Genomic DNA, 22467 nt, shown 5'->3' on the forward strand with positions numbered 1-22467 from the left:
GTGCAAAATAACAGCAAGTTTATTCCCAATTTGACATTCCGCATGATAAACATTCGATTACGTATTATTTTGATGCCTGCTAGTGGCCTCGACAATGATTTCGTTTACACTGCGGTGTCTACGCATCTCCAGGGAAAAGATTATGTTGCGATATTTAAATGAGTGCTCGCGTGGGCGCGGTGCCTGGATTCTTATGGCACTTACTGCGTTTGCACTTGAAATGGTCGCGCTGTGGTTCCAGCATGTGATGCTGCTGAAACCCTGCGTGCTTTGTATTTATGAACGTTGTGCGCTATTTGGCGTGATGGGCGCAGGTATTGTGGGTGCCATTGCACCTAAAACGCCGCTCCGCTATGTCGCTCTGGTTATCTGGATTTACAGCGCTATTCGCGGTATCCAGCTCGCCTGGGAGCATACGATGATTCAGTTACACCCTTCGCCGTTTATGACCTGCGATTTCGCCGCGCGTTTTCCTGAGTGGCTGCCGCTCAATAAATGGCTGCCGCAAGTGTTTGTTGCTACAGGTGATTGTGCAGAACGTCAGTGGGAGTTTCTGACGCTGGACATGCCGCAATGGCTGCTGGGTATTTTTGCTGCTTATCTGATTGTTGCGCTGCTGGTACTGATTGCCCAGCCGTTCAAACCGAAAAAACGCGATCTGTTCGGTCGCTAAAAAAACGCTCCTTCGGGAGCGTTTTTTTTATGCCTCACTGCATTACTTGCCTTAACAGGGAAAGCGCATCTGGCGCTTCGCTTCAGATTTAATTGACTGCGTACGCCATTAATTTCACTGAATATCTCTGGCGATATTTCGACGATATATAAAACGTGAAGGTGAAGCGCCGTTAATTGCAGCTTAATAAATTAACGCTTTATTTTCGTGACAGAGACTTCGGCAGATCAATCCGCCCATTCTGGTTTATTGAGGATATGATCCTGCCAGTCCTGGACTTCCGATTCTTTCACCGCAATATGCCGTACCGAGATACGCTCCGCATGCATCGCCGCTTTCGAACCGGTACGCAGCGGATGCCACAGCGGTAGCGATTTCCCTTCAGCCAGCAGACGGTAAGCGCAGCTCGGCGGCAGCCATTCGAAGGTGGGCAGATTTTCACGCGTCAGCTTAATGCAGTCCGGTTCATACTCGAAGCGCCGTTCGTAGTTGCGGCACTGGCAGGTTTTGATATTCAACTGACGGCAGGCCACGTTGGTGAAGTAGATTTCGTCGGTGTCTTCATCCATCAGTTTATGCAGGCAGCACTGACCGCAGCCGTCGCACAGCGATTCCCACTCCGCGTCGGTCATTTGTTCGAGGGTTTTGCTTTGCCAGAAAGGGGTGTCGCTCATGATGAAATCCGCCATTGAAATCCAGGGTGCACCTTATAACCAGTCTGGCATGCGGATGCAAGTTTTGCCGCCGGATTAAGGCGGCAAATCGCCTTACAGAACGCGGGTCGACAGAGAAAAACCGTTGAAACTGACTTCCAGCTCGTCGCCGCTGTGCAGCGGGCCAACGCCGTCCGGCGTACCGGTCAGGATCACATCCCCCGCTTTCAGCGTAAAAAAGCGGCTCATATAAGCGATCAGCGGCACGATTTTGTGGATCATGTCCGCCGTGGTGCCCTGCTGGCGCGCTTCACCGTTGATTTTCAGCCCGAGCGGCGTATTTTGCGGATCGCTGGTAAATTCCGCCGCCGGAATGAAACCGGAGATCGGGCAGGAGTTATCAAAGCCTTTGGCTTTTTCCCACGGTTGCCCCGCTTTCTTCATTTTGCCTTGCAGATCGCGCAGCGTAAGATCGAGCGCAACGCCGTACCCTGCAATCGCTTTTTTGACGTGCTCTTCCGTTGCCTGGCGCAATGTGGCGCCAATCAGCACGGCAAGTTCTACTTCGTGATGTACCGAGCCAAAATCCTGCGGCAGAGCCAGCGGCTGGCGGATATCGCACAGCGCGGTTTCCGGTTTGATAAACAGCACCGGCTCTTCAGGGGTGGCGCTCCCCATCTCCTGAATATGTTTCGCATAGTTGCTGCCAACGCAAACCACTTTACTCACCGGGTAATCCAGCAGCGCACCCTGCCAGTTATGATGTTGATACATGTTTTTCCCCTAAGTAACACATTGAACATGAGCGAAAAATGACTATCCGCGCCGCCTGACGGTTTGTCAAATCTCAATATGTTACGGCTTTTGCCGCAAGGAAAATAAGCAGCGGCAGAAAATTCTGCCGCTGTGGGAGAGGAGATTATTGTTTGTCGTTATCAGCAAGATGCTGTTTGAGTAAATTTTCCGGCGGCGGCGGTAATTGCAAATAATAGCCCTGAGTGGTCAGTGCTTCTTTTACTTTTTCCAAATCGGCGCCGACCAGTTTTTTACGCCCGTCGAGGGGTAAAATCATTGCCAGCTGCGGTTGACCAAAGCTTTGCATTAAGGTCTCCGGCACGCGGGAAAAATCGTCTCTTTTTTCGACATACAGATAAGTCTGATCGCGTCGGGTACTTCGGTAGATCACACAAAACATACTTTTACTCGGAATTAGCGGGTGGTTACTTGCCTGAATATAATAGTGACTATAACATGCCTGATAGTCTTCGGAATATTGCTCCGTGTGCGAGCAATAATAGCAAAATGAGTAAGGTCAGGATGTCAAACACGCCCATCGAGCTAAAAGGCAGTAGTTTTACCTTATCAGTGGTTCACTTGCATGATGCAAAACCCGAGGTTATTCGTCAGGCGTTAGAAGACAAAATCGCTCAGGCTCCTGCTTTTCTACAACATGCCCCCGTGGTTGTTAATGTCTCTGCGCTGGAAGGCCCGGTTAACTGGCCCCAGTTACAAAAGACTATTGCCGCATCCGGGCTGCGCGTTGTCGGCATCAGCGGTTGTAAAGATACCGAATTGAAAGCAGAAATCGAACGCGCCGGGCTTCCCTTACTGACAGAAGGCAAAGAGAAAGCGCCGCGTCAGGTCAGCGCCCCGGAACCCGCGCCGGTTGTTACTCCGGTCACAAAAACACGCCTGGTTGATATGCCAGTTCGTTCCGGTCAGCGCATTTATGCACCACACTGTGATCTGATTGTGACCAGCCACGTTAGCGCAGGCGCAGAGTTAATTGCCGACGGCAATATCCACGTCTACGGCATGATGCGCGGCCGCGCGCTGGCGGGTGCCAGCGGCGATAAAGAAGCACAAATATTTTGCACACATCTCACGCCGGAGCTGGTTTCCATTGCGGGAGAATACTGGCTGAGCGATAAAATCCCGGCCGAATTTTATGGCAAAGCAGCGCGTTTGCAGTTAATTAACGACGCTTTGACAATTCAACCCTTAAATTAAGCCCTTTTAACAAGGAACTCCTATGGCACGCATTATTGTTGTTACTTCGGGTAAAGGGGGCGTTGGCAAGACCACCTCCAGCGCGGCCATCGCTACTGGTTTAGCCCAGAAGGGCAAAAAGACCGTAGTTATCGATTTCGATATTGGGCTGCGTAACCTTGACCTGATCATGGGTTGCGAGCGCCGCGTTGTGTACGATTTCGTGAACGTCATTCAGGGCGATGCCACGCTGAACCAGGCGCTGATTAAAGATAAGCGCACGGAAAATCTCTATATTCTCCCGGCGTCGCAGACCCGCGACAAAGACGCCCTCACCCGCGACGGCGTGGATAAAGTGCTCGAAGACCTGAAGAAAATGGACTTCGATTTTATCGTCTGCGACTCCCCGGCGGGCATCGAAACCGGTGCGCTGATGGCGCTCTATTTCGCCGATGAAGCGATCATTACCACTAACCCGGAAGTCTCGTCTGTACGCGACTCTGACCGTATCCTCGGCATTCTGGCTTCCAAGTCTCGCCGCGCGGAAAATGGTGAAGAGCCGATTAAAGAACATCTGCTGCTGACGCGCTATAACCCCGGTCGTGTGAACCGTGGCGACATGTTGAGCATGGAAGATGTGCTGGAAATTCTGCGTATCAAACTGGTTGGCGTGATCCCGGAAGATCAATCCGTGCTGCGCGCATCGAACCAGGGTGAGCCTGTGATTCTGGATACCAACGCTGACGCCGGTAAAGCGTATGCCGATGCCGTCGATCGTCTGCTGGGAGAAGAACGCCCTTTCCGCTTCATCGAAGAAGAGAAGAAAGGTTTCCTCAAACGCCTGTTCGGAGGATAAGCTATGGCATTACTCGACTTTTTTCTCTCCAGAAAAAAGAATACCGCCAGCATTGCGAAAGAGCGCCTGCAAATTATTGTTGCGGAACGTCGTCGTAGTGACGCGGAACCCCATTATTTACCGCAGCTCAAGCGGGATATTCTGGAAGTGATCTGCAAGTACGTGCAAATCGATCCGGAAATGGTAACCGTGCAGCTGGAACAAAAAGGGGACGATATTTCCATTCTGGAACTTAACGTTACCCTGCCGGAAACGGAAGAAACGAAATAAAGCTCCCGTTTTCCGGGCATTAAAAAAGGCAGAAGAAATTCTGCCTTTTTTGTTTATTTCAGCGAAACACTGTAATTATTTACAGCTATTAATTCGGGTATTCCGCTAATAATGTTTTCAGTTGATCGGCCATCAATTCCCCGCGCCAGCCGCTGATTAATTCCGGCAACGTATTCTGCGGTTTTAGCTTCCAGTGCCAGTTCAGTAACTGATTAATTTGCCGACGGGAAGCCAGCAGCTCAACGCTGATATTGTGGCTTTCGCTGATAGTCTGCACCAGCGCTTTGATCGCTTTGAATGCTTTACGATAACCCGGCATATCCATCAGATTGAGCAGCGGCTCCGGCAACTCCTCTTCCGGCAGCTCCTGAGCCTGCGCAACCAGCGCCAGCAGCGTTTTGCCGTGGAAACGGATCTCACTGCCGGAAAGGCCGATACTGTCCAGTTCGCCCATGCTGGAAGGCATATAGCGCGCCACCGCCCACATGTTCTCTTCGCGCACCACAAAATTAACCGCCAGATCGCGCTCACGGGCTTTACGCAGACGCCAGTCTGCCAGCAGACGCAGGCAGGCCAGCTGGCGCGTACGAAGCTGCCAGGCGTTGCCAATCTCGCGCCACGCCTCTTCCGGGGCCAGCACTTCCTGGCGACGCTGCATCATCAGGCGACACTCATCCAGCGCCGCTTCCAGCCGCCCGGCCGCGCGGGTTTCCGCCATCAACTTGTCGGCGATCGGCAGCAGATACCAGACGTCAGCGGCGGCATAATCGCACTGGCGCTCCGTCAGCGGCCGCGCCAGCCAGTCGGTGCGGGATTCGCTTTTATCAATCGTCAGACCGGTAAACTCTTCCACCATCGCGGCAAATCCCCATGACAGCGGACGGCCGCAAAATGCGGCGAGGATCTGGGTATCAATCATCGGCTGCGGCTGCACGCCGAATGCGTTGAGGAACACTTCCAGATCTTCACTGCCGGCATGCAGGTATTTGATTACCTGCGTGTTGATCAGCAGATCGCGAAACGGCGCCCACTCGGTAATGGTCAGCGGATCGATCAGTGCCGTATGTTCACCATCAAAAAGCTGGATCAGACCGAGTTGCGGATAGTAGGTACGGGTACGGACAAATTCGGTATCCAGGGCAATGGCCGGGAACGCGCTGGCGGCTTCACACAGCGTAGCCAGGCCGTCATTCGTCGTTATCATCTGGTAATTCAAATCATCATCTCTTTAGTTTGCGCCCATAAAAAACGCCGGCTTAACCGGCGTTCAGGCGACTAACGCATAGCTCAGGCTTCATTGTCCACTTTGGCACGCGCTTCGTCACGCAATTCTCGCCGCAGGATCTTGCCAACGTTCGATTTTGGCAGTTCATTGCGGAATTCGACCAGCTTCGGCACTTTATATCCGGTGAGCTGGCGGCGGCAGAAGGCGATTAATGCATCTTCGCTCAGCGACGCATCTTTTTTCACTACGAAGATCTTCACCGCTTCGCCGCTATTTTCGGACGGAACCCCTACGGCGGCAACTTCCTGCACCCCGGCATGCTGCATGACCACATCTTCGATTTCATTCGGATAGACGTTAAAGCCGGAGACGAGGATCATATCTTTCTTGCGATCGACAATGCGCAGGAACCCCTCTTCATCCATCACCGCAATATCACCGGTATGCAGCCAGCCGTCATGGATAATTTCATCCGTGGCATCCGGGCGCTGCCAGTAACCCAGCATCACCTGCGGCCCTTTTACGCACAGCTCGCCAGGCTCGCCCGGCGGCACTTCGTTGTTGTTGTCGTCTACCAGTTTGGCTTCAGTCGACGGCACCGGCAGGCCAATGCTGCCGCTGTGATAATCGATATCATGCGGGTTGACGCTCACCAGCGGCGCACATTCCGTCAGGCCGTAGCCTTCAAGCAGATACTGCCCGGTCAGTTTCACCCAGCGATCGGCAACGGCCTGTTGCACCGGCATACCGCCGCCAGCGGAAAGATGCAGCGAGGAGAAATCCAGCGAGCGGAACTCTTCATTGTTCAGCAGCGCGTTAAAGAGTGTGTTCACGCCGGTCATTGCGGTGAACGGATATTTGCTCAGCTCTTTGACCAGCCCCGGAATGTCGCGCGGATTGGTGATTAGCAGGTTCTGCCCGCCCAGTTCAATAAACAGCAGGCAGTTCATGGTCAGCGCGAAGATGTGATACAGCGGTAGCGCTGTGACGACCAGCTCTTTGCCGCGGTGCAACAGCGGCCCGTAAGTTGCGTTGACCTGCTCCAGGTTCGCCAGCATGTTGCGATGCGTGAGCATCGCCCCTTTTGCGACACCGGTTGTACCACCGGTATATTGCAGAAACGCCAGATCCCCGGCGACGACTTCCGGCTTAACGTACTGCATGCGATAACCGGTTTGCAGCGCGCGGCGGAAAGAGATGGCATCCGGCAGGTGATACTTCGGTACCAGACGTTTCACATATTTGACGACAAAGTTCACCAGCGTGCCTTTCGCCGGAGAGAGCTGATCGCCCATGCGGGTCAGAATGACGTGACGTACCTGCGTCTTCTCAACGATCTTTTCCAGGGTGTGCGCAAAGTTGGAGACAATCACAATCGCGGAAGAACCGCTGTCATTCAGTTGATGCTCAAGTTCACGCGGGGTGTAAAGCGGATTCACGTTCACCACAATCATGCCCGCGCGCAAAATGCCGAACAGCGCGACCGGATATTGCAGCAGGTTTGGCATCATCAACGCGACGCGATCACCCTTTTTCAGCCCCAGGCCTTGCTGTAAATAAGCGGCAAACGCCCGGCTACGCTCTTCCAGCTTGCGGAAGGTCATCACCTCGCCCATGTTGATGAAGGCGGGTTGATCGGCGTAACGCGCGACGGAGTGTTCAAAAAGTTCTACCAGGGATTGATAACGGTCGGGGTTGATCTCCGCCGGAACATCGGCGGGGTAACGGTTAAGCCAAACCTTCTTCAATGCATCACCTCTGAAATGAGTATTTCTGGTCATCACAACCCCATTTAATAAACAAGCTGTTAACATAATATTAACTCAGCGTACCAGTTTATTAATTAAGCGAACTGAAGGTTGCGAAGCCCGTCACTAATTATTTTTGTTATACACAGCCACAGACAGAAACAGCGGCTTAGCCGCTGTCTCATTTATTCAATAAAACAAGAGATTACTCTGTCACGATGGTCTCTACACGGGCGGGTTCTGGCGGGTACCAGCCCCAGCCAGGATAACCTGTTCGCCATCCGTGTCGGCCAGGCGGCCCCCAAAACCACGGATCTATCGGTTGAGCCGGCATCATCACTTGTTGAGTCAGATGCCAGCGTTTATAGCCGGTCGCCTGCATCACCATAAATTTGTATGGGGCGTTGCCGATTTTACCATCCGCAGTGCCGGTAATCGGTCCAACCACTGTGACCAGTTGATTGCGGAAATCAACCGGATCGAGGAAGCCGTTTACCTCCGCATAAATTCGCCCGACTGATGGTTCGCCCAGTACCGGGCGGGCACCGCTGTCGAGCGGTACGGAGGCGATCTCCAGACGGGTTTTCCCCTGCTGGTTCTGGATATCAACGACTTTGCCGCCGAAGCGGGCTTCCTGGCCGACGTACAGCGACGGCGCATTCATCACCCGGACTAAATCGTCCTGCGGCGTGGGACTGGTTCCTTTAATCGCGTCAGGCACAGAAACACAACCACTCAACACCGCCGTTGCCAGCCCTGCCAGCAACCAGCGCATAACTCTCTTTTGACCCGCCATGATGCGACTCCTTCACTCAGTTGTTATTACTGAGATTCATTCCCGGCCAGGAAGTTTCTTCCATGCCACTTCGTTACGTAAATAAACCGGTTCAGCGTGCTCCACGGCAACGGTTTTCTGTGCGGCGAACAGTTGTTGCGCAAGCGGCAGCATATCTTCTGCAGTCGGCAGCAGGATTTCGCCGTCTGTCAGCGTCAGCGCATTACCGTTGCCCATCTCCGGCCATGCCGGCCAACCGGTACCGACCGTTGCCCACTGGCCATCAAGCTGCTGAAGGCGTTCGCTCACCGCTTCCGGTTTGAGCACCGCTTCCGTCTCTTCGCCGTGCCAGACGCCCTGCTCGTCACGCTGGTATTCCGCCCAATAGACTTCCCCCATACGTGCATCAATCGCAGCAAGTACGCGGGTTGCGCCAGTTTTACGCCATGCGCCCTGCGCCATTGTTGCCAGCGTTGAAACGCCAATCATCGGCAGTTCTGCGCCCAGCGCAAGACCCTGCGCAATGCCAATACCAATACGCACGCCGGTAAAACTCCCCGGCCCGCGGCCAAAGGCCAGCGCATCAAGTTGCGTCAGTTTAAGATCGGCGTCACCCAGCACATCCCTGACCAGCGGCAGGATGCGTTGGGTATGTTCACGTGGGCAAAGTTCGAAATGAGCGAAGGTAGTACCATCGTTCCACAGGGCGACAGAACAGGCTTCTGTGGCGGTATCAATAGCCAGAATTCGCATGGGTATAGCGGTCCATGAAAAACAAAATGGCGCGCATCTTACCACAGTCCCCGGCAAATTACTGCGCCGGGCGCGCAGCAAGAAATTCAACGGCGCGGCGAATATCGCGCGTGCGCGGCGCGGGCGGCAGGCTGGCAAGGAACACCGCGCCGTAGGGCCGCATCACCAGGCGGTTATCGCAAATCACCAGCACGCCGCGATCGTCGATGTCGCGGATCAGACGCCCGACGCCCTGTTTCAGCGTAATGACCGCATCCGGCAGTTGCACCTCATCGAACGGATCGCCGCCGCGCAGACGGCAATCTTCCATGCGCGCTTTTAACAGCGGATCTTCCGGCGAGGTAAACGGCAGTTTATCGATGATCACCAGCGACAGCGTATCGCCGCGCACATCCACGCCTTCCCAGAAACTGCTGGTCGCCACCAGCAGCGCGTTACCGGCGCTGACGAACTGTTGCAGCAACTGGCCTTTACTGGTTTCCCCCTGCAACAGCACCGGCAGGCTCATCGTGGCGCGGAACTGCTCTGCCAGTTCACGCATCATGGCGTGCGACGTACAGAGCATAAAACAGCGGCCATTGTTGGCTTCAATCATTGGGCGCAGCATGGCCGCCAGTTGCCGGGCTGAGCCAGGCTGGTTGGTCTGCGGCAGATTGCGCGGCACGCACAGTAGCGCCTGATGCTGATAATCGAAAGGACTCGGCAGCAGCAGCGATTCCGCCTCGTCGATCCCGAGACGCGCCGTAAAGTGATGCAGATCGTCATTCACGGAAAGCGTCGCCGACGTGAAAATCCAGCTCCCCTTTTTCTGCGCCATCACCTCTTTGAACTTATCCGCCACCGTCAATGGCGTCAGCGCAAGGGTGAAGTTGCGCGAGGTGCATTCATACCAGTAGCTGTAACCGGGTTGATTAATTTCTTTCAGACGCTTGAGCCGCGCGCGGTAAGTGGTCGCCCGCTCAAAAGCGGCATCAAGCAACGCCGAGCGCCCAAGGGAGAGTTTCGCCACGTCGTAGCACAGTTCCAGCGCATCATCGAGCAGCAGTAGCGCGCGCTGGATATTGGCATCGGCCAGCAATTCACGCAGGTTGCCGCGATAGCCGGGCTCACCAAGTTGCAGGCGGAAATCCTGCGTGCTTTGCGCCAGCCGGTCGGCGCACTTTTGCAGCTGCGCGGTATCTTTTAATTCGGTGCGATAAGCAATGGTGAAATCTTTCGCCAGATCCAGTAACTGGCGGCTGGAGAGCGACTGACCAAAATACTGGCTGGCGATGTCCGGGAGCTGGTGCGCTTCGTCAAAAATCATCACGTCAGCCTCCGGGATAAGCTCACCGAAGCCGCTCTCTTTCACCACCATATCGGCGAGAAACAGATGGTGGTTCACCACCACCACGTCAGCATCCATCGCCTTTTTGCGCGCTTTAACCACAAAGCAATCTTTGTACATCGGGCAATCGCTGCCCAGACAGTTGTCGTTGGTGCTGGTGACCAGCGGCCAGGCCTGCGAATCCTCAGCTACGCTGACGCAGGTGCTGATATCGCCATCGGTAGTCTGGTTTGACCAGGAGCGCAGAAGAATTACATCGCTCAGGGTTTGTACCGGCAGATCGCCACCGGCCAGCGCCTGCTGTTCCAGGCGTTCAATACAGAGGTAGTTGGAGCGGCCTTTCAGCAGTGCGGTACGCCCGGTGAATTCCAGCGCGTTGGCTACCGTGGGCAGATCGCGGCTGTAGAGCTGATCCTGCAACGCTTTTGAACCGGTGGAGATAATGACTTTTTTACCGGCGCGTAAGGCGGGTGCGAGATAGGCGTACGTTTTCCCGGTGCCGGTACCGGCTTCTACCACCAGCGGCTGGGTATTGTCGATGGCCTGCATCACGGCGTGCGCCATCTGGCGCTGCGGTTCACGCGGTTTGAATCCCGGTATCGCTTTGGCCAGTTGGCCGTCTGTTGCAAAATCGTCCGTCACACTACCCCCTGGTTAAATCGACAGTGATTATGTCAGGGTGGGCGGATTTACGCCAGCCGGGTTTTTGTGGCACTCTTGCCCGCGACTGTATGGAAAATAAGAAGGTGTATTATGACAATTGTGCGTATTGACGCGGCGGATCGCTGGTCTGATGTGGTGATCCACAACCAGACCCTTTATTACACCGGAGTGCCGGAAAATCTGGACGCCGATGCGTTTGAGCAGACAGCAAATACGCTGGCGCAAATCGATGCCGTGCTGGCAAAACAAGGCAGCGACAAATCACGCATCCTCGATGCCACTATTTTTCTGCCCGATGGCAACGATTTCGCCGCGATGAATAAAGCGTGGGACGCGTGGGTTGTTGCGGGCCATGCGCCCGTGCGCTGCACCGTGCAGGCAAAGTTGATGAACCCGCGCTATAAAGTGGAAATCAAAATCATCGCCGCGCTGTAATTACTCGTCCTCTTCGTCTTCAAAGCGCGCCACGATCCGTTCGCCCGTGTGGCTGGCGCGCAACTCTTCTGCAACCTGCGTAATCGCCTGGCCGCTGCTCATGCCGCCGGCCATTAACTCCTGGATACGCTCCACGGCTTTTTGCTGCTGCTCGTGGCTGAGGGAAGGTAAACCTGCAAACATCGTGAACTCCTGCTAAATTATTGGCGCTAATTATTTCATGCGTCCGCATAATTCACCAGCCGAAGACGCAGATGAGGATCAATGAAGACGTTATCCCCCGCCGTTATTACGTTACCGTGGCGCCACGACGCAGCCGAATACTACTTTGCGCGCCTTAGTCAGCAGCCCTGGGCGATGTTGCTGCACTCCGGTCTCGCCGAGCATCCGCATAACCGTTTCGATATTCTGGTTGCCGATCCGCTAACCACGATCACGACCCGCGGAGAAATAACCTCACTTAACGGTAGGCATGAAAGCCGCAGCGATCCATTGCAATTGCTGCAACAACAGCTGGAGGCGCACAATCTGCGTCCGGCACACAACCCGGATTTGCCCTTTCAGGGCGGTGCGCTCGGCCTGTTTGGCTACGACTTAGGCCGCCGCTTCGAAAAACTGCCGCAGCGGGCGCAGGCGGATATTACCTTGCCTGATATGGCCGTTGGCATTTATGACTGGGCGCTGGTCGTTGACCACCGGTTGCAGCGGGTTACTCTGCTGAGCCATACCGATGTCAATGCCCGTCTGGCCTGGTTGCAGGCGCAACGCGCGCCGCAGCAGGACGATTTCCGGCTGACGTCACCGTGGCAGGCAAATATGAGCCGCGCCGAATACGGTGAAAAATTTCGCCAGGTGCAGGAGTGGCTGCACAGCGGCGACTGTTACCAGGTTAACCTCGCTCAACGCTTTCAGGCACGCTATACGGGCGATGAGTGGCAGGCATTTACCCGCCTTAACCGCGAAAACCGCGCACCATTCAGTGCATTTTTACGCCTGCCGCAGGGCGCCATATTAAGCCTTTCTCCGGAACGTTTTATTCGTCTTGACGGCTCGCACATTGAGACGCGGCCGATCAAAGGTACGCTGCCAAGGCTTGCCGATCCACAAGCGGATGCACAACAGGCGCAGAAACTCGCCGCCTCGCCGAAAGATCGCGCCGAGAATCTGATGATCGTCGATTTGATGCGTAATGATATTGGTCGCGTGGCGACGCCGGGTTCGGTGCGCGTGCCGGAGTTGTTTGTCGTCGAAGCCTTCCCCGCCGTCCATCACCTTGTCAGTACCGTCACGGCAGAGCTGCCGGAGGATCGCCACGCTTGCGATCTGCTGCGGGCAGCATTCCCTGGCGGCTCGATTACCGGCGCACCCAAAGTGCGCGCCATGGAAATTATTGATGTCCTGGAGCCACAGCGACGTAATGCCTGGTGCGGCAGCATTGGTTATCTGAGCTTTTGCGGCAACATGGACACCAGCATTACCATCCGTACGTTAACCGCCTGCGACGGGCAAATATACTGCTCTGCGGGCGGTGGGATTGTCGCCGACAGCCAGGAAGAAGCGGAGTATCAGGAAACTTTTGATAAAGTTAATCGTATCCTGCGACAACTGGAGAGATGATTCGTGGAGCAAGTGGCTTTAACTCTGGATGATTTTTTATCACGCTTTCAACTGTTACGTCCCCAGCTCAATCCGGCGGTGATGAATACCCGCCAGGCCGCCGTGCTGGTACCGGTGGTGCGGCGCCAGCAGCCAGGCCTGCTGCTGACGCAGCGCTCGCCGCTGCTGCGTAAACATGCCGGTCAGGTCGCTTTTCCCGGTGGCGCGGTCGACAGTACCGATGCATCGCTGATTGCCGCCGCGCTGCGGGAAGCGCAGGAAGAGGTGGCAATTCCTCCCGATGCGGTGGAAGTCATCGGCGTTCTGCCGCCGGTCGATAGCGTCACAGGCTTTCAGGTCACACCGGTGGTGGGCATTATTCCGCCAGATCTTCACTACCATGCCAGCGAAGATGAAGTGGCGGCGGTTTTCGAAATGCCGCTGGCCGAAGCGCTGCGGCTTGGACGCTACCATCCGCTCGACATCCATCGCCACGGTAACGCACATCGCGTGTGGCTCTCCTGGTATCAGCATTATTTTGTCTGGGGCATGACGGCCGGAATTATTCGTTCGCTGGCGCTGCAAATTGGCCGCAAGCCTTGACTATACTTTACGCATAACATTTTTGTGACAGTGTGCGCGCTATTAGTAATATCAGGGTTAGCCATTAGTTTAATTCATGTGAATAGTTAAGCTGACGGCGGGCATCCCTCTTACACTATGCGCAGTTATTACATCGTTACTGGAACGCCGGTAACCCTGTCAGGAGCGTTAATGTGATTAGTATATTCGACATGTTTAAGGTGGGGATTGGTCCCTCATCTTCCCACACTGTTGGCCCGATGAAGGCCGGGAAGCAGTTCGTCGATGATCTGGTCGAAAAAGGATTGCTGGAAAGCGTTACCCGCGTTGCGGTGGACGTTTACGGCTCACTCTCCCTCACCGGGAAAGGCCACCATACCGATATCGCCATTATTATGGGCCTCGCAGGTAATGAACCTGCCACCGTCGATATCGACGCGATCCCCACGTTTATCCGCGACGTAGAGACTCGTGGTCGTCTGCTGCTGGCGCAAGGCCGCCACGAAGTGGATTTCCCGCAGGATGACGGCATGCGTTTTCACAGCGATAACCTCTCGCTACATGAAAACGGTATGCGCATCTCAGCGTGGAATGGCGATAACGTGGTGTACAGCAAAACCTACTATTCCATTGGCGGCGGTTTTATCGTCGATGAAGAGCATTTTGGTCAGGAGACGGTCAGCGCCGTCAATGTGCCATATCCCTTCAAATCCGCCACTCAGATGCTGGAGTATTGCAAAGAGACGGGCTTGTCCCTCTCCGGCATGGTGATGCAGAACGAACTGGCACTGCACTCGAAAAAAGAGATCGAAGACTATTTCGGCAATGTGTGGGCAACCATGCGCGCCTGTATCGATCGCGGCATGAACACCGAAGGCGTGCTGCCTGGGCCGCTGCGCGTACCGCGCCGGGCTTCCGCGCTGCGCCGTCTGCTGGTCGCCAGCGATAAACTCTCCCACGATCCGATGAATGTGGTCGACTGGGTGAACATGTTCGCGCTGGCGGTGAACGAAGAGAACGCTGCCGGGGGCCGCGTGGTGACTGCGCCGACAAATGGCGCCTGCGGTATCGTGCCTGCCGTGCTGGCCTATTACGATCACTTTATTGAATCCGTTAGCCCGGATATCTACATCCGTTACTTCCTCGCCGCAGGCGCTATCGGTACGCTCTACAAAATGAACGCCTCCATTTCCGGGGCGGAAGTCGGTTGTCAGGGCGAAGTTGGCGTAGCCTGTTCCATGGCGGCGGCGGGTCTGGCTGAACTGCTCGGCGCCAGCCCGGAGCAGGTTTGCGTGGCGGCGGAAATCGGTATGGAACACAACCTTGGTCTGACCTGCGATCCGGTCGCCGGGCAAGTACAGGTTCCCTGTATTGAGCGAAACGCGATTGCCTCCGTGAAAGCGATCAACGCCACCAGAATGGCGATGCGCCGCACCAGCGCGCCGCGCGTCTCCCTCGATAAGGTGATAGAAACGATGTACGAGACCGGCAAGGATATGAACGCCAAATACCGTGAAACGTCACGCGGCGGTCTGGCCATCAAAGTACAGTGTGATTAAATAATTCCGCGCCGTTCAACTGAACGGCGTTTTTTTGCGCGCTATTGCGCCAGTGGAATGATATTTCTCCGATTTGTCGTCGCTAAGTTAATTCCCCACTACACTTTCTGTATCCTGGCAAGGATTTCACGTCGGGGAGCTCACAGGCGACAATGGCATGCAGACGGCTCAACGGATCATTAAAAGATATCGACGGCGGCGCACTATTGTCTCCGTGTCGGTTGCTATTGTCGCACTTATTTTTACGCTGGCTTTCCGTTTTATTTCGGAGCGGAATTTAAATCATCAACGTATTACCGCCTTTACCCAACATGCTGTAAACACGTTTGATCAATTATTACTGCCGCTGGCGACAGGCCGCTATACGTTGATTCCACTGGTTGGTCAACCCTGCGCCAGCGTGCATTTGCAATTACGCAAACAGGCGGCCAGCCTGCAAACCGTGCGTGCTGTCGCGTTGATCAAAGACGGCATTCTTTATTGCTCCAGTATTTTTGGTTACCGCGATGTGCCAATAAAACAGGTGCAATCGTTCCTTCCCACCCGGGAACCTCTGTTGATGCTCTCAACGGACAAGACATTGCTGAAGGGTCGCCCGGTGCTGATTATGTGGTATCCCACCTCTGAAGACGGGCAGGATGGCGTCATTGAAGCAGTCAATATCGATCTGCTGAGCGATTTAGTGCTGGAACCGCAGGCGCCGCTGATCACGCACGCTGTGCTGAGCGTAAGCGGCAAACATCTGGTGCATGGCAAAGGCATCATGACCACTTTGCCACCGCTGGGTGATGAAAGAGCGTACCAGCGCGTATCAACGAATTTCCCTTTCAGCGTCAGCGTCAGCGGGCCGGGCGCGGCGAAACTCGCATTATTACATCTGCCGTCACAGTTGCCGCTGGCGCTGATGATGAGTCTGCTGACCGGCTTTATCGCCTGGTTTGCCACCGCCAGCCGCATGAGTTTTTCCCGCGAGATCAACCTTGGGATTGCCGGACGCGAATTTGAACTGTTCTGTCAGCCGTTGCTGAAAGCGCGCACATTAGAGTGCGATGGCGTAGAGATCTTGCTGCGCTGGCATAACCCGCGCCAGGGTTGGATTTCGCCGGAAGTGTTTATTTCGATAGCGGAAGAACATAACCTGATCGCGCCGCTGACCCGCTACGTACTGACGGAGATTCAGCAGCAACTGCATTTTTTCCCCGACGATGTCCATTTCCATATTGGTATTAATGCGGCCCCGAGCCATTTACGCAACGGCGAACTGCTGCGGGACTTAAATCAGCTCTGGTTTAATCACCACCCAATGCAGCAATTAATTATCGAACTGACGGAACGCGATGTGCTATTCGAAATGGATTCGCGAATGGTGCAGGACCTTCGGCGCCGGGGGGTAAAAATTGCGATAGATGATTTTGGCACCGGCAACAGTTCGTTGGCCTGGCTGGAGCAGTTACACCCCGACGTGCTGAAAATTGATAAATCCTTCACCAAAACCATCGGCACCGATGCCATTAATTCAACGGTCACCGATATGATCATTGCGTTAGGGCAGAGGCTGAATATTGAACTGGTGGCCGAAGGGGTTGAAACCCCGCTACAAGCGCAGCATCTGCGACAGCAGGGGGTGAATACATTGCAGGGTTTTCTCTATGCCGAGCCAATGCCCATCAAGGCATTCCCGGCGTGGCTGGCGGGGCACAGGGAGACCCCGTCAACGCGGCAAAACGGTCATGCTTTGCCTTTCACGCCGGGCTGAGGATCACTCCTCTTCGTCGTGTTCCGACTGCTCTTTAACAATGCGTACCAGATCCACACGATAGTCGTTGGCTTCGACGACGGTGATGTGTAACGGCGCGATTTCCAGCACTTCGCCCGCCGGTGGGATTTGCCCTTTGGCGGAGATAACCAGACCGGCCACTGTCGCGACATCCTCGTCGTCATTGACCAGGTTATCAATGCCGAGCGTATGTTGTAACGCATGTAAATCGGTGGTGCCTTTCACCAGCCAGCCGTCGCCATCGGCCACGATTTCCGGCGTTTCATCCGCATCAGGGAACTCCCCGGCAATCGCTTCCAGCACGTCCAGCGGCGTGACCAGCCCCTGCACCATACCAAACTCGTTCGTTACAATCACAAAGCTGCCGCGCGCCCGGCGCAACACAGCCAGCAGTTTGATAGGATCCAGCGTTTCCGGCACCACAATGGCCGGGCTGGCCGCAGCGATAGCGGCGACATCAGCCCCCTCTTCCAGCGCCACCAGCATCTCTTTCGCGCGAACAATACCGATCACTTCATCCAGCTCGCCACGGCATACCGGGAACAGGCTGTGCGGTGACGAGAGCAGTTGCTGACGGATCTGATCGACACTCAGGCTGGCATCCACCCAACTGATATCGCCGCGCGGCGTCATGATACTGCGCAGCGAACGGGACGCCAGCGTCAACACGCCGTTGATCATATAGCGTTCTTCTTCAGCAAATGCGCCGTCCGGCACCGGTACCGTGGCCTGGCTATCGGTTTCGATTTGCGGGCTTGCCTGGCGACGACCACCCATCAGACGCAAAATGGCATCTGCTGTACGCGCACGCAGCGGTAAATTCGACTGATGGCGAATAAAGTTACGTCGGGCAACCTGGTTGAAAAATTCAATGATGATGGAGAAACCAATCGCCGCGTACAAATAGCCTTTCGGAATATGGAAACCAAAGCCTTCGGCCACCAGACTCAGGCCGATCATCAGCAGGAAGCTCAGACAGAGCACGACGACCGTCGGATGCTGGTTAACAAAACGCGTTAGCGGTTTCGATGCCAGCAGCATGACCGCCATAGCGATAACGACTGCCGCCATCATGACCGGCAGATGGTTCACCATACCGACAGCGGTGATCACGGCATCCAGCGAGAAAACGGCATCAAGAATAACAATTTGCAGGACCACCACCCAGAAACTGGCATAGCCTTTTCCGTGCCCGCCATCATGTTCGCGGTTTTCCAGCCGTTCATGCAGTTCCGTTGTGGCTTTGAACAGCAGGAACACACCACCAAATAGCATGATCAAATCGCGACCGGAGAAGTTGAAACTCCCCACGGAGAAAAGCGGTTGGGTCAGCGTCACCATCCATGAAATCAGCGACAACAGGCCAAGGCGCATGACCAGCGCGAGCGACAGACCGAGCAGGCGTGCTTTATCACGCTGTTTGGGCGGTAGTTTGTCGGCAAGGATGGCAATAAACACCAGGTTATCAATACCCAGTACGATTTCCAGAACAACCAGCGTTAACAATCCCGCCCATATCGAGGGATCCATTAAGAATTCCATGACAGGCTCCTGCAACAAGCGTGACGCAATGATGTGCGAGTATGCACAGGCGTGATGGCATTGAACATATTAGGAAAGTGGCGGAAAACGCCGGAATGCGCGGCACTGAAAGGCCTAAAGGTGAACTGACGTCGGTGACGGTCCATACGGTGGGCTACAGCCCTTTACTCCTGACTAATTAAACGAACGGTAAACATAACAGAGAGCATTTATTGTTGGCAAAGATTTACCAGACTTTGCAAATTATGTGGATATTTTGCGCTCCGAATTTTCATGTACACGAAACCTAAATTACGGATCTTCATCACATAAATTATTTTTTCACTATCTAAAATAATTCACGACGGAAATTAGTCTTTTGCTTTTAACCCTTATATCTGAATCGATTCGGTTTACCGGGACAGATTCCACAATACATCAATTAGTGGTGTGTTAACGACAAGAAGAAGGAGGTAGCAAGTGACCATTGCTATTGTTATAGGCACACATGGTTGGGCCGCGGAACAACTGCTGAAAACCGCCGAAATGCTGCTGGGCGAGCAGGAGAACGTCGGTTGGATTGATTTCGTTCCCGGTGAAAATGCGGAAACGTTAATCGAAAAGTACAACGCGCAACTGGAGAAACTGGAAACCAGCAAGGGCGTGCTATTTCTCGTCGATACATGGGGCGGTAGTCCGTTTAACGCTGCCAGCCGTATTGTCGTCGATAAAGAGCATTACGAGGTCATTGCCGGCGTGAACGTTCCGATGCTGGTGGAAACACTGATGGCCAGGGACGATAACCCGACCTTCGACGAACTGGTAGCGTTAGCCGTCGAAACAGGACGTGAGGGGGTGAAAGCCCTGAAAGCGCAACCTGTTGAAAAACCAACTCCTGCTCCTGCGGCGGCAAAAGCAGCAGCGCCTGCGAAGCCAATGGGTCCGAATGATTACATGGTTATCGGCCTTGCGCGCATCGATGACCGTCTGATCCACGGCCAGGTGGCAACTCGCTGGACCAAAGAGACCAATGTCACGCGCATTATCGTCGTCAGCGATGAAGTGGCAGCGGATACCGTACGTAAAACCCTGTTAACCCAGGTTGCCCCTCCCGGCGTAACTGCGCATGTCGTGGATGTCGCCAAAATGCTGCGCGTCTACAACAACCCAAAATATGCGGGTGAACGCGTCATGCTGTTATTCACTAACCCGACTGATGTGGAACGCGTTGTTGAAGGCGGCGTGAAAATCACCAGCGTCAATATTGGCGGTATGGCGTATCGCCAGGGCAAAACCCAGGTGAACAACGCTGTTTCGGTCGATGAGAAAGATATCGCAGCATTCAAAAAACTGAACGAACGCGGCATCGAACTGGAAGTCCGTAAAGTTTCAAACGATCCGAAACTGAAAATGATGGATTTGATCAGCAAAGTGGCGAACTAACCGCGGCGGCCTGATTAACTCAGTTTTCACATTTACGTCTGATTTAGCTATAGGAGAAGTACAATGGAGATTACCACTCTTCAGATTGTGCTGGTGTTCGTGGTTGCATGTATCGCCGGTATGGAGTCGATACTGGACGAATTCCAGTTCCACCGTCCGTTGGTGGCATGTACGCTGGTGGGTATCGTCCTGGGTGATATGAAAACCGGTATCATCATCGGTGGTACCCTGGAAATGATCGCGCTGGGCTGGATGAACATCGGTGCCGCAGTTGCCCCTGATGCCGCGCTGGCGTCGATCATTTCTACCATTCTGGTCATTGGCGGACATCAAAGTATCGGTGCCGGTATCGCGCTGGCCATCCCGCTGGCCGCTGCGGGCCAGGTGTTGACCATTATCGTTCGTACTATCACCGTAGGCTTCCAGCATGCGGCGGATAAGGCGGCTGAAAACGGCAACCTGACCGCGCTCTCGTGGATCCACGTCTCTTCCCTGTTCCTGCAAGCCATGCGTATCGCCATTCCGGCGGTGATTGTCGCCATCTCTGTCGGCACCAGCGAAGTGCAGAGCATGCTGAACGCCATTCCTGAAGTGGTGACCAGCGGTCTGAATATCGCCGGCGGCATGATTGTGGTGGTAGGTTATGCGATGGTCATCAACATGATGCGCGCAGGCTACCTGATGCCATTCTTCTACCTCGGCTTTGTAACCGCCGCCTTTACCAATTTCAACCTGGTATCGCTGGGTGTTATCGGTGCGGTAATGGCGATTCTCTACATTCAGCTCAGCCCGAAATATAACCGCTCCGCAGGTGGCTCTGCTCCGGCGGCGGGTAATAACGATCTTGATAACGAACTGGATTAACAGGTGAACGACATGGTTGATATGACTAAAACTCCGACTGAGAAAAAACTCACCCAGAGTGACATTCGTGGTGTGTTCATTCGTTCTAACCTGTTCCAGGGTTCATGGAACTTCGAACGTATGCAGGCGCTGGGCTTCTGTTTCTCAATGGTACCGGCCATTAAACGCCTTTACCCTGAGAATAACGAAGCGCGCCGTCAGGCAATTAAGCGCCACCTCGAATTCTTCAACACCCATCCGTACGTGGCCGCGCCGGTACTCGGCGTTACGCTGGCAATGGAAGAGCAGCGTGCTAATGGCGCGGAGATCGACGATGGCGCGATCAACGGTATTAAAGTGGGTCTGATGGGACCGCTGGCCGGTGTGGGCGACCCGATCTTCTGGGGAACTGTACGTCCGGTATTTGCTGCACTGGGCGCGGGTATTGCCATGAGCGGCAGCCTGCTCGGGCCATTGCTGTTCTTTGTCCTCTTTAATATTGTCCGCCTGGCGACACGCTATTACGGCGTGGCGTACGGTTACCGTAAAGGTATCGACATCGTTAAAGATATGGGTGGCGGCTTCCTGCAGAAACTGACCGAGGGGGCCTCAATCCTCGGCCTGTTTGTCATGGGCGCCCTGGTGAACAAGTGGACACACGTTAACATTCCGCTGGTTGTGTCGGAGATCACCGACCAGACCGGTAAAACGACGGTGACAACCGTACAGACCATTCTCGACCAGTTGATGCCGGGCCTGGTGCCTCTGCTGTTAACCTTCGCCTGTATGTGGCTGCTGCGTAAGAAAGTAAACCCGCTGTGGATTATCGTCGGGTTCTTTATCATCGGGATTGTAGGTTACGCGATTGGCCTGTTGGGCCTGTAACCGGGTATGTGTTAACCGGGGGCTTACCGCCCCCGGTTTTTATTTTAAGGAGGAACAATGACCGTTACGGATAGCGTTCTGCTGGCGTTTGTCGCCGCCCTTTTTGCTTTCGCCATCTATGACGAATTCGTTATGCCGCGTCGTCAGGGCGCATCACTGCTGACCGTTCCCCTGCTGCGCAGAAGCCGCACTGATGGCGCTATTTTCGTCGGTTTGCTGGCGATTCTGATTTATAACAATACGATTAATGGCGGTTCCTCTTTAACGCTGTGGTTATTATCTGCGCTGGCATTGCTCGGTATTTATCTTTTTTGTATCCGCGCACCGAAAATCATCTTTAAAGAGCGTGGTTTTTTCTTTGCCAATGCATGGATTGAATATAACCGTATTAAAGAGATGAATTTATCGGAAGATGGTGTGCTGGTAATGCAATTAGAGCAGCGACGCTTGCTTATCCGTGTGCGAAATATCGACGACCTCGAGAAAATTTATAAAGTTATTGTTAATACTCAATAAGTTAAGATATAGCAAACCCTATATTTACCCGCATAAAAAATAAGCTAATGTATAGCCATTGCTATATTTCTGGGGAAAATGTACTTATATTTATTAACGTTACTTTTACCTATAAATCTAAATGCAAATCGTTATCAACTAGTTATCTGAATTATATTTTTCGGTTGTTGTTTTATATTCTCAAAATATGTTAAGGTGCGTCCGTCGTTGGGGAGTAGCCGATTTCTGCTTATCCGGAAATGTACGTGTCAACATACTCGTTGCAAAACGTGGCGCGTACGGACTGAATCTGTTTCAGTCAGGCGAGACCATTGGCACATTAACTGCTGTTTACTGGGGGCAGTGATGTGTTTATGGAATTCCCGGTCAGGACGTCAC

At 54.1% G+C, this 22467-nt stretch carries 24 protein-coding genes; 13 read left to right on the forward strand and 11 right to left on the reverse strand.

From position 1 onward, the window contains the following. Nucleotides 1-142 precede the first annotated feature (142 nt). A complete protein-coding gene (gene dsbB / locus C0557_RS14275; protein ID WP_208658998.1) occupies nucleotides 143-673 on the forward strand; it encodes a disulfide bond formation protein DsbB in 531 nt (176 codons plus the stop codon). A 227-nt stretch (nucleotides 674-900) separates the two neighbouring features. Here dsbB and C0557_RS14280 read toward each other — a convergent pair whose 3' ends face one another. The 3 genes from C0557_RS14280 to C0557_RS14290 all read right to left on the reverse strand — a co-directional run bounded on the left by C0557_RS14280 (nucleotide 901) and on the right by C0557_RS14290 (nucleotide 2521). Continuing rightward, nucleotides 901-1347, reverse strand: coding sequence for a YcgN family cysteine cluster protein (locus C0557_RS14280; RefSeq protein ID WP_007371656.1), 447 nt, complete (start codon nucleotides 1345-1347; stop codon nucleotides 901-903). A 93-nt stretch (nucleotides 1348-1440) separates the two neighbouring features. Next, nucleotides 1441-2100, reverse strand: a complete 660-nt coding sequence (locus tag C0557_RS14285) for a fumarylacetoacetate hydrolase family protein (RefSeq protein ID WP_208659000.1) — start codon at nucleotides 2098-2100, stop codon at nucleotides 1441-1443. A gap of 145 nt (nucleotides 2101-2245) precedes the next feature. Beyond that, the gene (locus tag C0557_RS14290) at nucleotides 2246-2521 is read right to left on the reverse strand and encodes a YcgL domain-containing protein (RefSeq protein ID WP_074777571.1); all 276 of its coding nucleotides are present in this window, start codon (nucleotides 2519-2521) and stop codon (nucleotides 2246-2248) included. Between the two features lie 122 nt (nucleotides 2522-2643). Between C0557_RS14290 and minC the strand changes: the two genes are divergently transcribed. Genes minC through minE form a run of 3 tightly spaced genes read left to right on the forward strand, consistent with a single transcriptional unit; the run spans nucleotide 2644 to nucleotide 4441 of the window. Then, nucleotides 2644-3336, forward strand: coding sequence for a septum site-determining protein MinC (gene minC / locus C0557_RS14295; protein WP_074777572.1), 693 nt, complete (start codon nucleotides 2644-2646; stop codon nucleotides 3334-3336). Between the two features lie 22 nt (nucleotides 3337-3358). After that, a complete protein-coding gene (minD, locus tag C0557_RS14300) occupies nucleotides 3359-4171 on the forward strand; it encodes a septum site-determining protein MinD (RefSeq protein ID WP_007371652.1) in 813 nt (270 codons plus the stop codon). 3 nt (nucleotides 4172-4174) lie between these two features. Next, complete coding sequence (minE, locus tag C0557_RS14305) at nucleotides 4175-4441, forward strand: cell division topological specificity factor MinE (protein WP_007371651.1); 267 nt, start codon at nucleotides 4175-4177, stop codon at nucleotides 4439-4441. Nucleotides 4442-4529: 88 nt separating this feature from the next. Here the strand turns inward: minE and rnd are convergent, their stop codons facing one another. The 5 genes from rnd to C0557_RS14330 form a co-directional block, all read right to left on the reverse strand. Next, the gene (rnd, locus tag C0557_RS14310; protein WP_208659002.1) at nucleotides 4530-5645 is read right to left on the reverse strand and encodes a ribonuclease D; all 1116 of its coding nucleotides are present in this window, start codon (nucleotides 5643-5645) and stop codon (nucleotides 4530-4532) included. 83 nt (nucleotides 5646-5728) lie between these two features. Continuing rightward, the gene (fadD, locus tag C0557_RS14315; protein WP_208659004.1) at nucleotides 5729-7414 is read right to left on the reverse strand and encodes a long-chain-fatty-acid--CoA ligase FadD; all 1686 of its coding nucleotides are present in this window, start codon (nucleotides 7412-7414) and stop codon (nucleotides 5729-5731) included. Nucleotides 7415-7619: 205 nt separating this feature from the next. Beyond that, complete coding sequence (locus C0557_RS14320) at nucleotides 7620-8210, reverse strand: Slp family lipoprotein (protein ID WP_208659006.1); 591 nt, start codon at nucleotides 8208-8210, stop codon at nucleotides 7620-7622. A gap of 36 nt (nucleotides 8211-8246) precedes the next feature. Further along, nucleotides 8247-8942 carry a tRNA (adenosine(37)-N6)-threonylcarbamoyltransferase complex dimerization subunit type 1 TsaB gene (tsaB, locus tag C0557_RS14325; protein ID WP_074777581.1) on the reverse strand — a complete coding sequence of 232 codons (696 nt, stop codon included), beginning with the start codon at nucleotides 8940-8942 and terminating at the stop codon, nucleotides 8247-8249. Nucleotides 8943-9000: 58 nt separating this feature from the next. Next, a complete protein-coding gene (locus C0557_RS14330; protein WP_035887442.1) occupies nucleotides 9001-10911 on the reverse strand; it encodes an ATP-dependent DNA helicase in 1911 nt (636 codons plus the stop codon). A 111-nt stretch (nucleotides 10912-11022) separates the two neighbouring features. Between C0557_RS14330 and C0557_RS14335 the strand changes: the two genes are divergently transcribed. After that, nucleotides 11023-11367, forward strand: a complete 345-nt coding sequence (locus C0557_RS14335) for a RidA family protein (RefSeq protein WP_074777585.1) — start codon at nucleotides 11023-11025, stop codon at nucleotides 11365-11367. Here the strand turns inward: C0557_RS14335 and C0557_RS14340 are convergent, their stop codons facing one another. Beyond that, a complete protein-coding gene (locus tag C0557_RS14340) occupies nucleotides 11368-11550 on the reverse strand; it encodes a YoaH family protein (protein ID WP_035887444.1) in 183 nt (60 codons plus the stop codon). An 81-nt stretch (nucleotides 11551-11631) separates the two neighbouring features. Here C0557_RS14340 and pabB point away from each other — a divergent pair, with 81 nt between their 5' ends. The 4 genes from pabB to C0557_RS14360 all read left to right on the forward strand — a co-directional run bounded on the left by pabB (nucleotide 11632) and on the right by C0557_RS14360 (nucleotide 16860). Further along, the gene (gene pabB, locus C0557_RS14345; protein WP_208659009.1) at nucleotides 11632-12984 is read left to right on the forward strand and encodes an aminodeoxychorismate synthase component 1; all 1353 of its coding nucleotides are present in this window, start codon (nucleotides 11632-11634) and stop codon (nucleotides 12982-12984) included. A 3-nt stretch (nucleotides 12985-12987) separates the two neighbouring features. Further along, nucleotides 12988-13566: a CoA pyrophosphatase gene (locus tag C0557_RS14350; protein ID WP_208659011.1), complete on the forward strand. Its 579-nt coding sequence runs from the start codon at nucleotides 12988-12990 to the stop codon at nucleotides 13564-13566. 173 nt (nucleotides 13567-13739) lie between these two features. Continuing rightward, the gene (sdaA, locus tag C0557_RS14355; RefSeq protein ID WP_074777589.1) at nucleotides 13740-15104 is read left to right on the forward strand and encodes an L-serine ammonia-lyase; all 1365 of its coding nucleotides are present in this window, start codon (nucleotides 13740-13742) and stop codon (nucleotides 15102-15104) included. Between the two features lie 157 nt (nucleotides 15105-15261). Further along, on the forward strand, nucleotides 15262-16860 hold the full coding sequence (locus C0557_RS14360; RefSeq protein ID WP_208659013.1) for an EAL domain-containing protein: 1599 nt from the start codon (nucleotides 15262-15264) through the stop codon (nucleotides 16858-16860). Nucleotides 16861-16863: 3 nt separating this feature from the next. On the opposite strand, the gene yoaE is transcribed toward C0557_RS14360, so the two are convergent. Together yoaE and C0557_RS27675 are read right to left on the reverse strand one after the other, a co-directional pair. Then, on the reverse strand, nucleotides 16864-18423 hold the full coding sequence (gene yoaE / locus C0557_RS14365; protein ID WP_208659015.1) for a TerC family protein: 1560 nt from the start codon (nucleotides 18421-18423) through the stop codon (nucleotides 16864-16866). Next, nucleotides 18411-18569 (reverse strand): hypothetical protein, encoded by a 159-nt coding sequence (locus tag C0557_RS27675; RefSeq protein ID WP_371813135.1) that lies wholly within the window; start codon nucleotides 18567-18569, stop codon nucleotides 18411-18413. Before C0557_RS27675 ends, yoaE begins: the two co-directional genes overlap by 13 nt. 313 nt (nucleotides 18570-18882) lie before the next feature. Here C0557_RS27675 and manX point away from each other — a divergent pair, with 313 nt between their 5' ends. The 4 genes from manX to C0557_RS14385 all read left to right on the forward strand — a co-directional run bounded on the left by manX (nucleotide 18883) and on the right by C0557_RS14385 (nucleotide 22089). Next, nucleotides 18883-19845, forward strand: coding sequence for a PTS mannose transporter subunit IIAB (manX, locus tag C0557_RS14370; protein ID WP_208659016.1), 963 nt, complete (start codon nucleotides 18883-18885; stop codon nucleotides 19843-19845). A 63-nt stretch (nucleotides 19846-19908) separates the two neighbouring features. Continuing rightward, on the forward strand, nucleotides 19909-20709 hold the full coding sequence (locus tag C0557_RS14375; protein ID WP_074777596.1) for a PTS mannose/fructose/sorbose transporter subunit IIC: 801 nt from the start codon (nucleotides 19909-19911) through the stop codon (nucleotides 20707-20709). A 12-nt stretch (nucleotides 20710-20721) separates the two neighbouring features. Further along, on the forward strand, nucleotides 20722-21573 hold the full coding sequence (locus C0557_RS14380; RefSeq protein ID WP_074777598.1) for a PTS mannose transporter subunit IID: 852 nt from the start codon (nucleotides 20722-20724) through the stop codon (nucleotides 21571-21573). Between the two features lie 57 nt (nucleotides 21574-21630). Continuing rightward, entirely contained in the window at nucleotides 21631-22089 is a 459-nt protein-coding gene (locus tag C0557_RS14385) for a DUF986 family protein (RefSeq protein ID WP_208659018.1), read from the forward strand. The last annotated feature ends 378 nt before the right edge of the window (nucleotides 22090-22467 follow it).

Origin of the sequence: Kosakonia sp. MUSA4, from assembly GCF_013085925.1 — a bacterium.
Lineage (GTDB): Bacteria > Pseudomonadota > Gammaproteobacteria > Enterobacterales > Enterobacteriaceae > Kosakonia > Kosakonia sacchari_B.

What these genes read in the sequence shown, in the direction of transcription:
- dsbB (WP_208658998.1), top strand. Translation starts at nt 143, where the DNA reads ATGTTGCGATATTTAAATGAGTGCTCGCGTGGGCGCGGTGCCTGGATT.
- C0557_RS14280 (WP_007371656.1), bottom strand. Translation starts at nt 1,347, where the DNA reads ATGAGCGACACCCCTTTCTGGCAAAGCAAAACCCTCGAACAAATGACC.
- C0557_RS14285 (WP_208659000.1), bottom strand. Translation starts at nt 2,100, where the DNA reads ATGTATCAACATCATAACTGGCAGGGTGCGCTGCTGGATTACCCGGTG.
- C0557_RS14290 (WP_074777571.1), bottom strand. Translation starts at nt 2,521, where the DNA reads ATGTTTTGTGTGATCTACCGAAGTACCCGACGCGATCAGACTTATCTG.
- minC (WP_074777572.1), top strand. Translation starts at nt 2,644, where the DNA reads ATGTCAAACACGCCCATCGAGCTAAAAGGCAGTAGTTTTACCTTATCA.
- minD (WP_007371652.1), top strand. Translation starts at nt 3,359, where the DNA reads ATGGCACGCATTATTGTTGTTACTTCGGGTAAAGGGGGCGTTGGCAAG.
- minE (WP_007371651.1), top strand. Translation starts at nt 4,175, where the DNA reads ATGGCATTACTCGACTTTTTTCTCTCCAGAAAAAAGAATACCGCCAGC.
- rnd (WP_208659002.1), bottom strand. Translation starts at nt 5,645, where the DNA reads ATGATAACGACGAATGACGGCCTGGCTACGCTGTGTGAAGCCGCCAGC.
- C0557_RS14320 (WP_208659006.1), bottom strand. Translation starts at nt 8,210, where the DNA reads ATGGCGGGTCAAAAGAGAGTTATGCGCTGGTTGCTGGCAGGGCTGGCA.
- tsaB (WP_074777581.1), bottom strand. Translation starts at nt 8,942, where the DNA reads ATGCGAATTCTGGCTATTGATACCGCCACAGAAGCCTGTTCTGTCGCC.
- C0557_RS14335 (WP_074777585.1), top strand. Translation starts at nt 11,023, where the DNA reads ATGACAATTGTGCGTATTGACGCGGCGGATCGCTGGTCTGATGTGGTG.
- C0557_RS14340 (WP_035887444.1), bottom strand. Translation starts at nt 11,550, where the DNA reads ATGTTTGCAGGTTTACCTTCCCTCAGCCACGAGCAGCAGCAAAAAGCC.
- pabB (WP_208659009.1), top strand. Translation starts at nt 11,632, where the DNA reads ATGAAGACGTTATCCCCCGCCGTTATTACGTTACCGTGGCGCCACGAC.
- C0557_RS14360 (WP_208659013.1), top strand. Translation starts at nt 15,262, where the DNA reads ATGCAGACGGCTCAACGGATCATTAAAAGATATCGACGGCGGCGCACT.
- yoaE (WP_208659015.1), bottom strand. Translation starts at nt 18,423, where the DNA reads ATGGAATTCTTAATGGATCCCTCGATATGGGCGGGATTGTTAACGCTG.
- C0557_RS27675 (WP_371813135.1), bottom strand. Translation starts at nt 18,569, where the DNA reads ATGGACCGTCACCGACGTCAGTTCACCTTTAGGCCTTTCAGTGCCGCG.
- C0557_RS14375 (WP_074777596.1), top strand. Translation starts at nt 19,909, where the DNA reads ATGGAGATTACCACTCTTCAGATTGTGCTGGTGTTCGTGGTTGCATGT.
- C0557_RS14380 (WP_074777598.1), top strand. Translation starts at nt 20,722, where the DNA reads ATGGTTGATATGACTAAAACTCCGACTGAGAAAAAACTCACCCAGAGT.
- C0557_RS14385 (WP_208659018.1), top strand. Translation starts at nt 21,631, where the DNA reads ATGACCGTTACGGATAGCGTTCTGCTGGCGTTTGTCGCCGCCCTTTTT.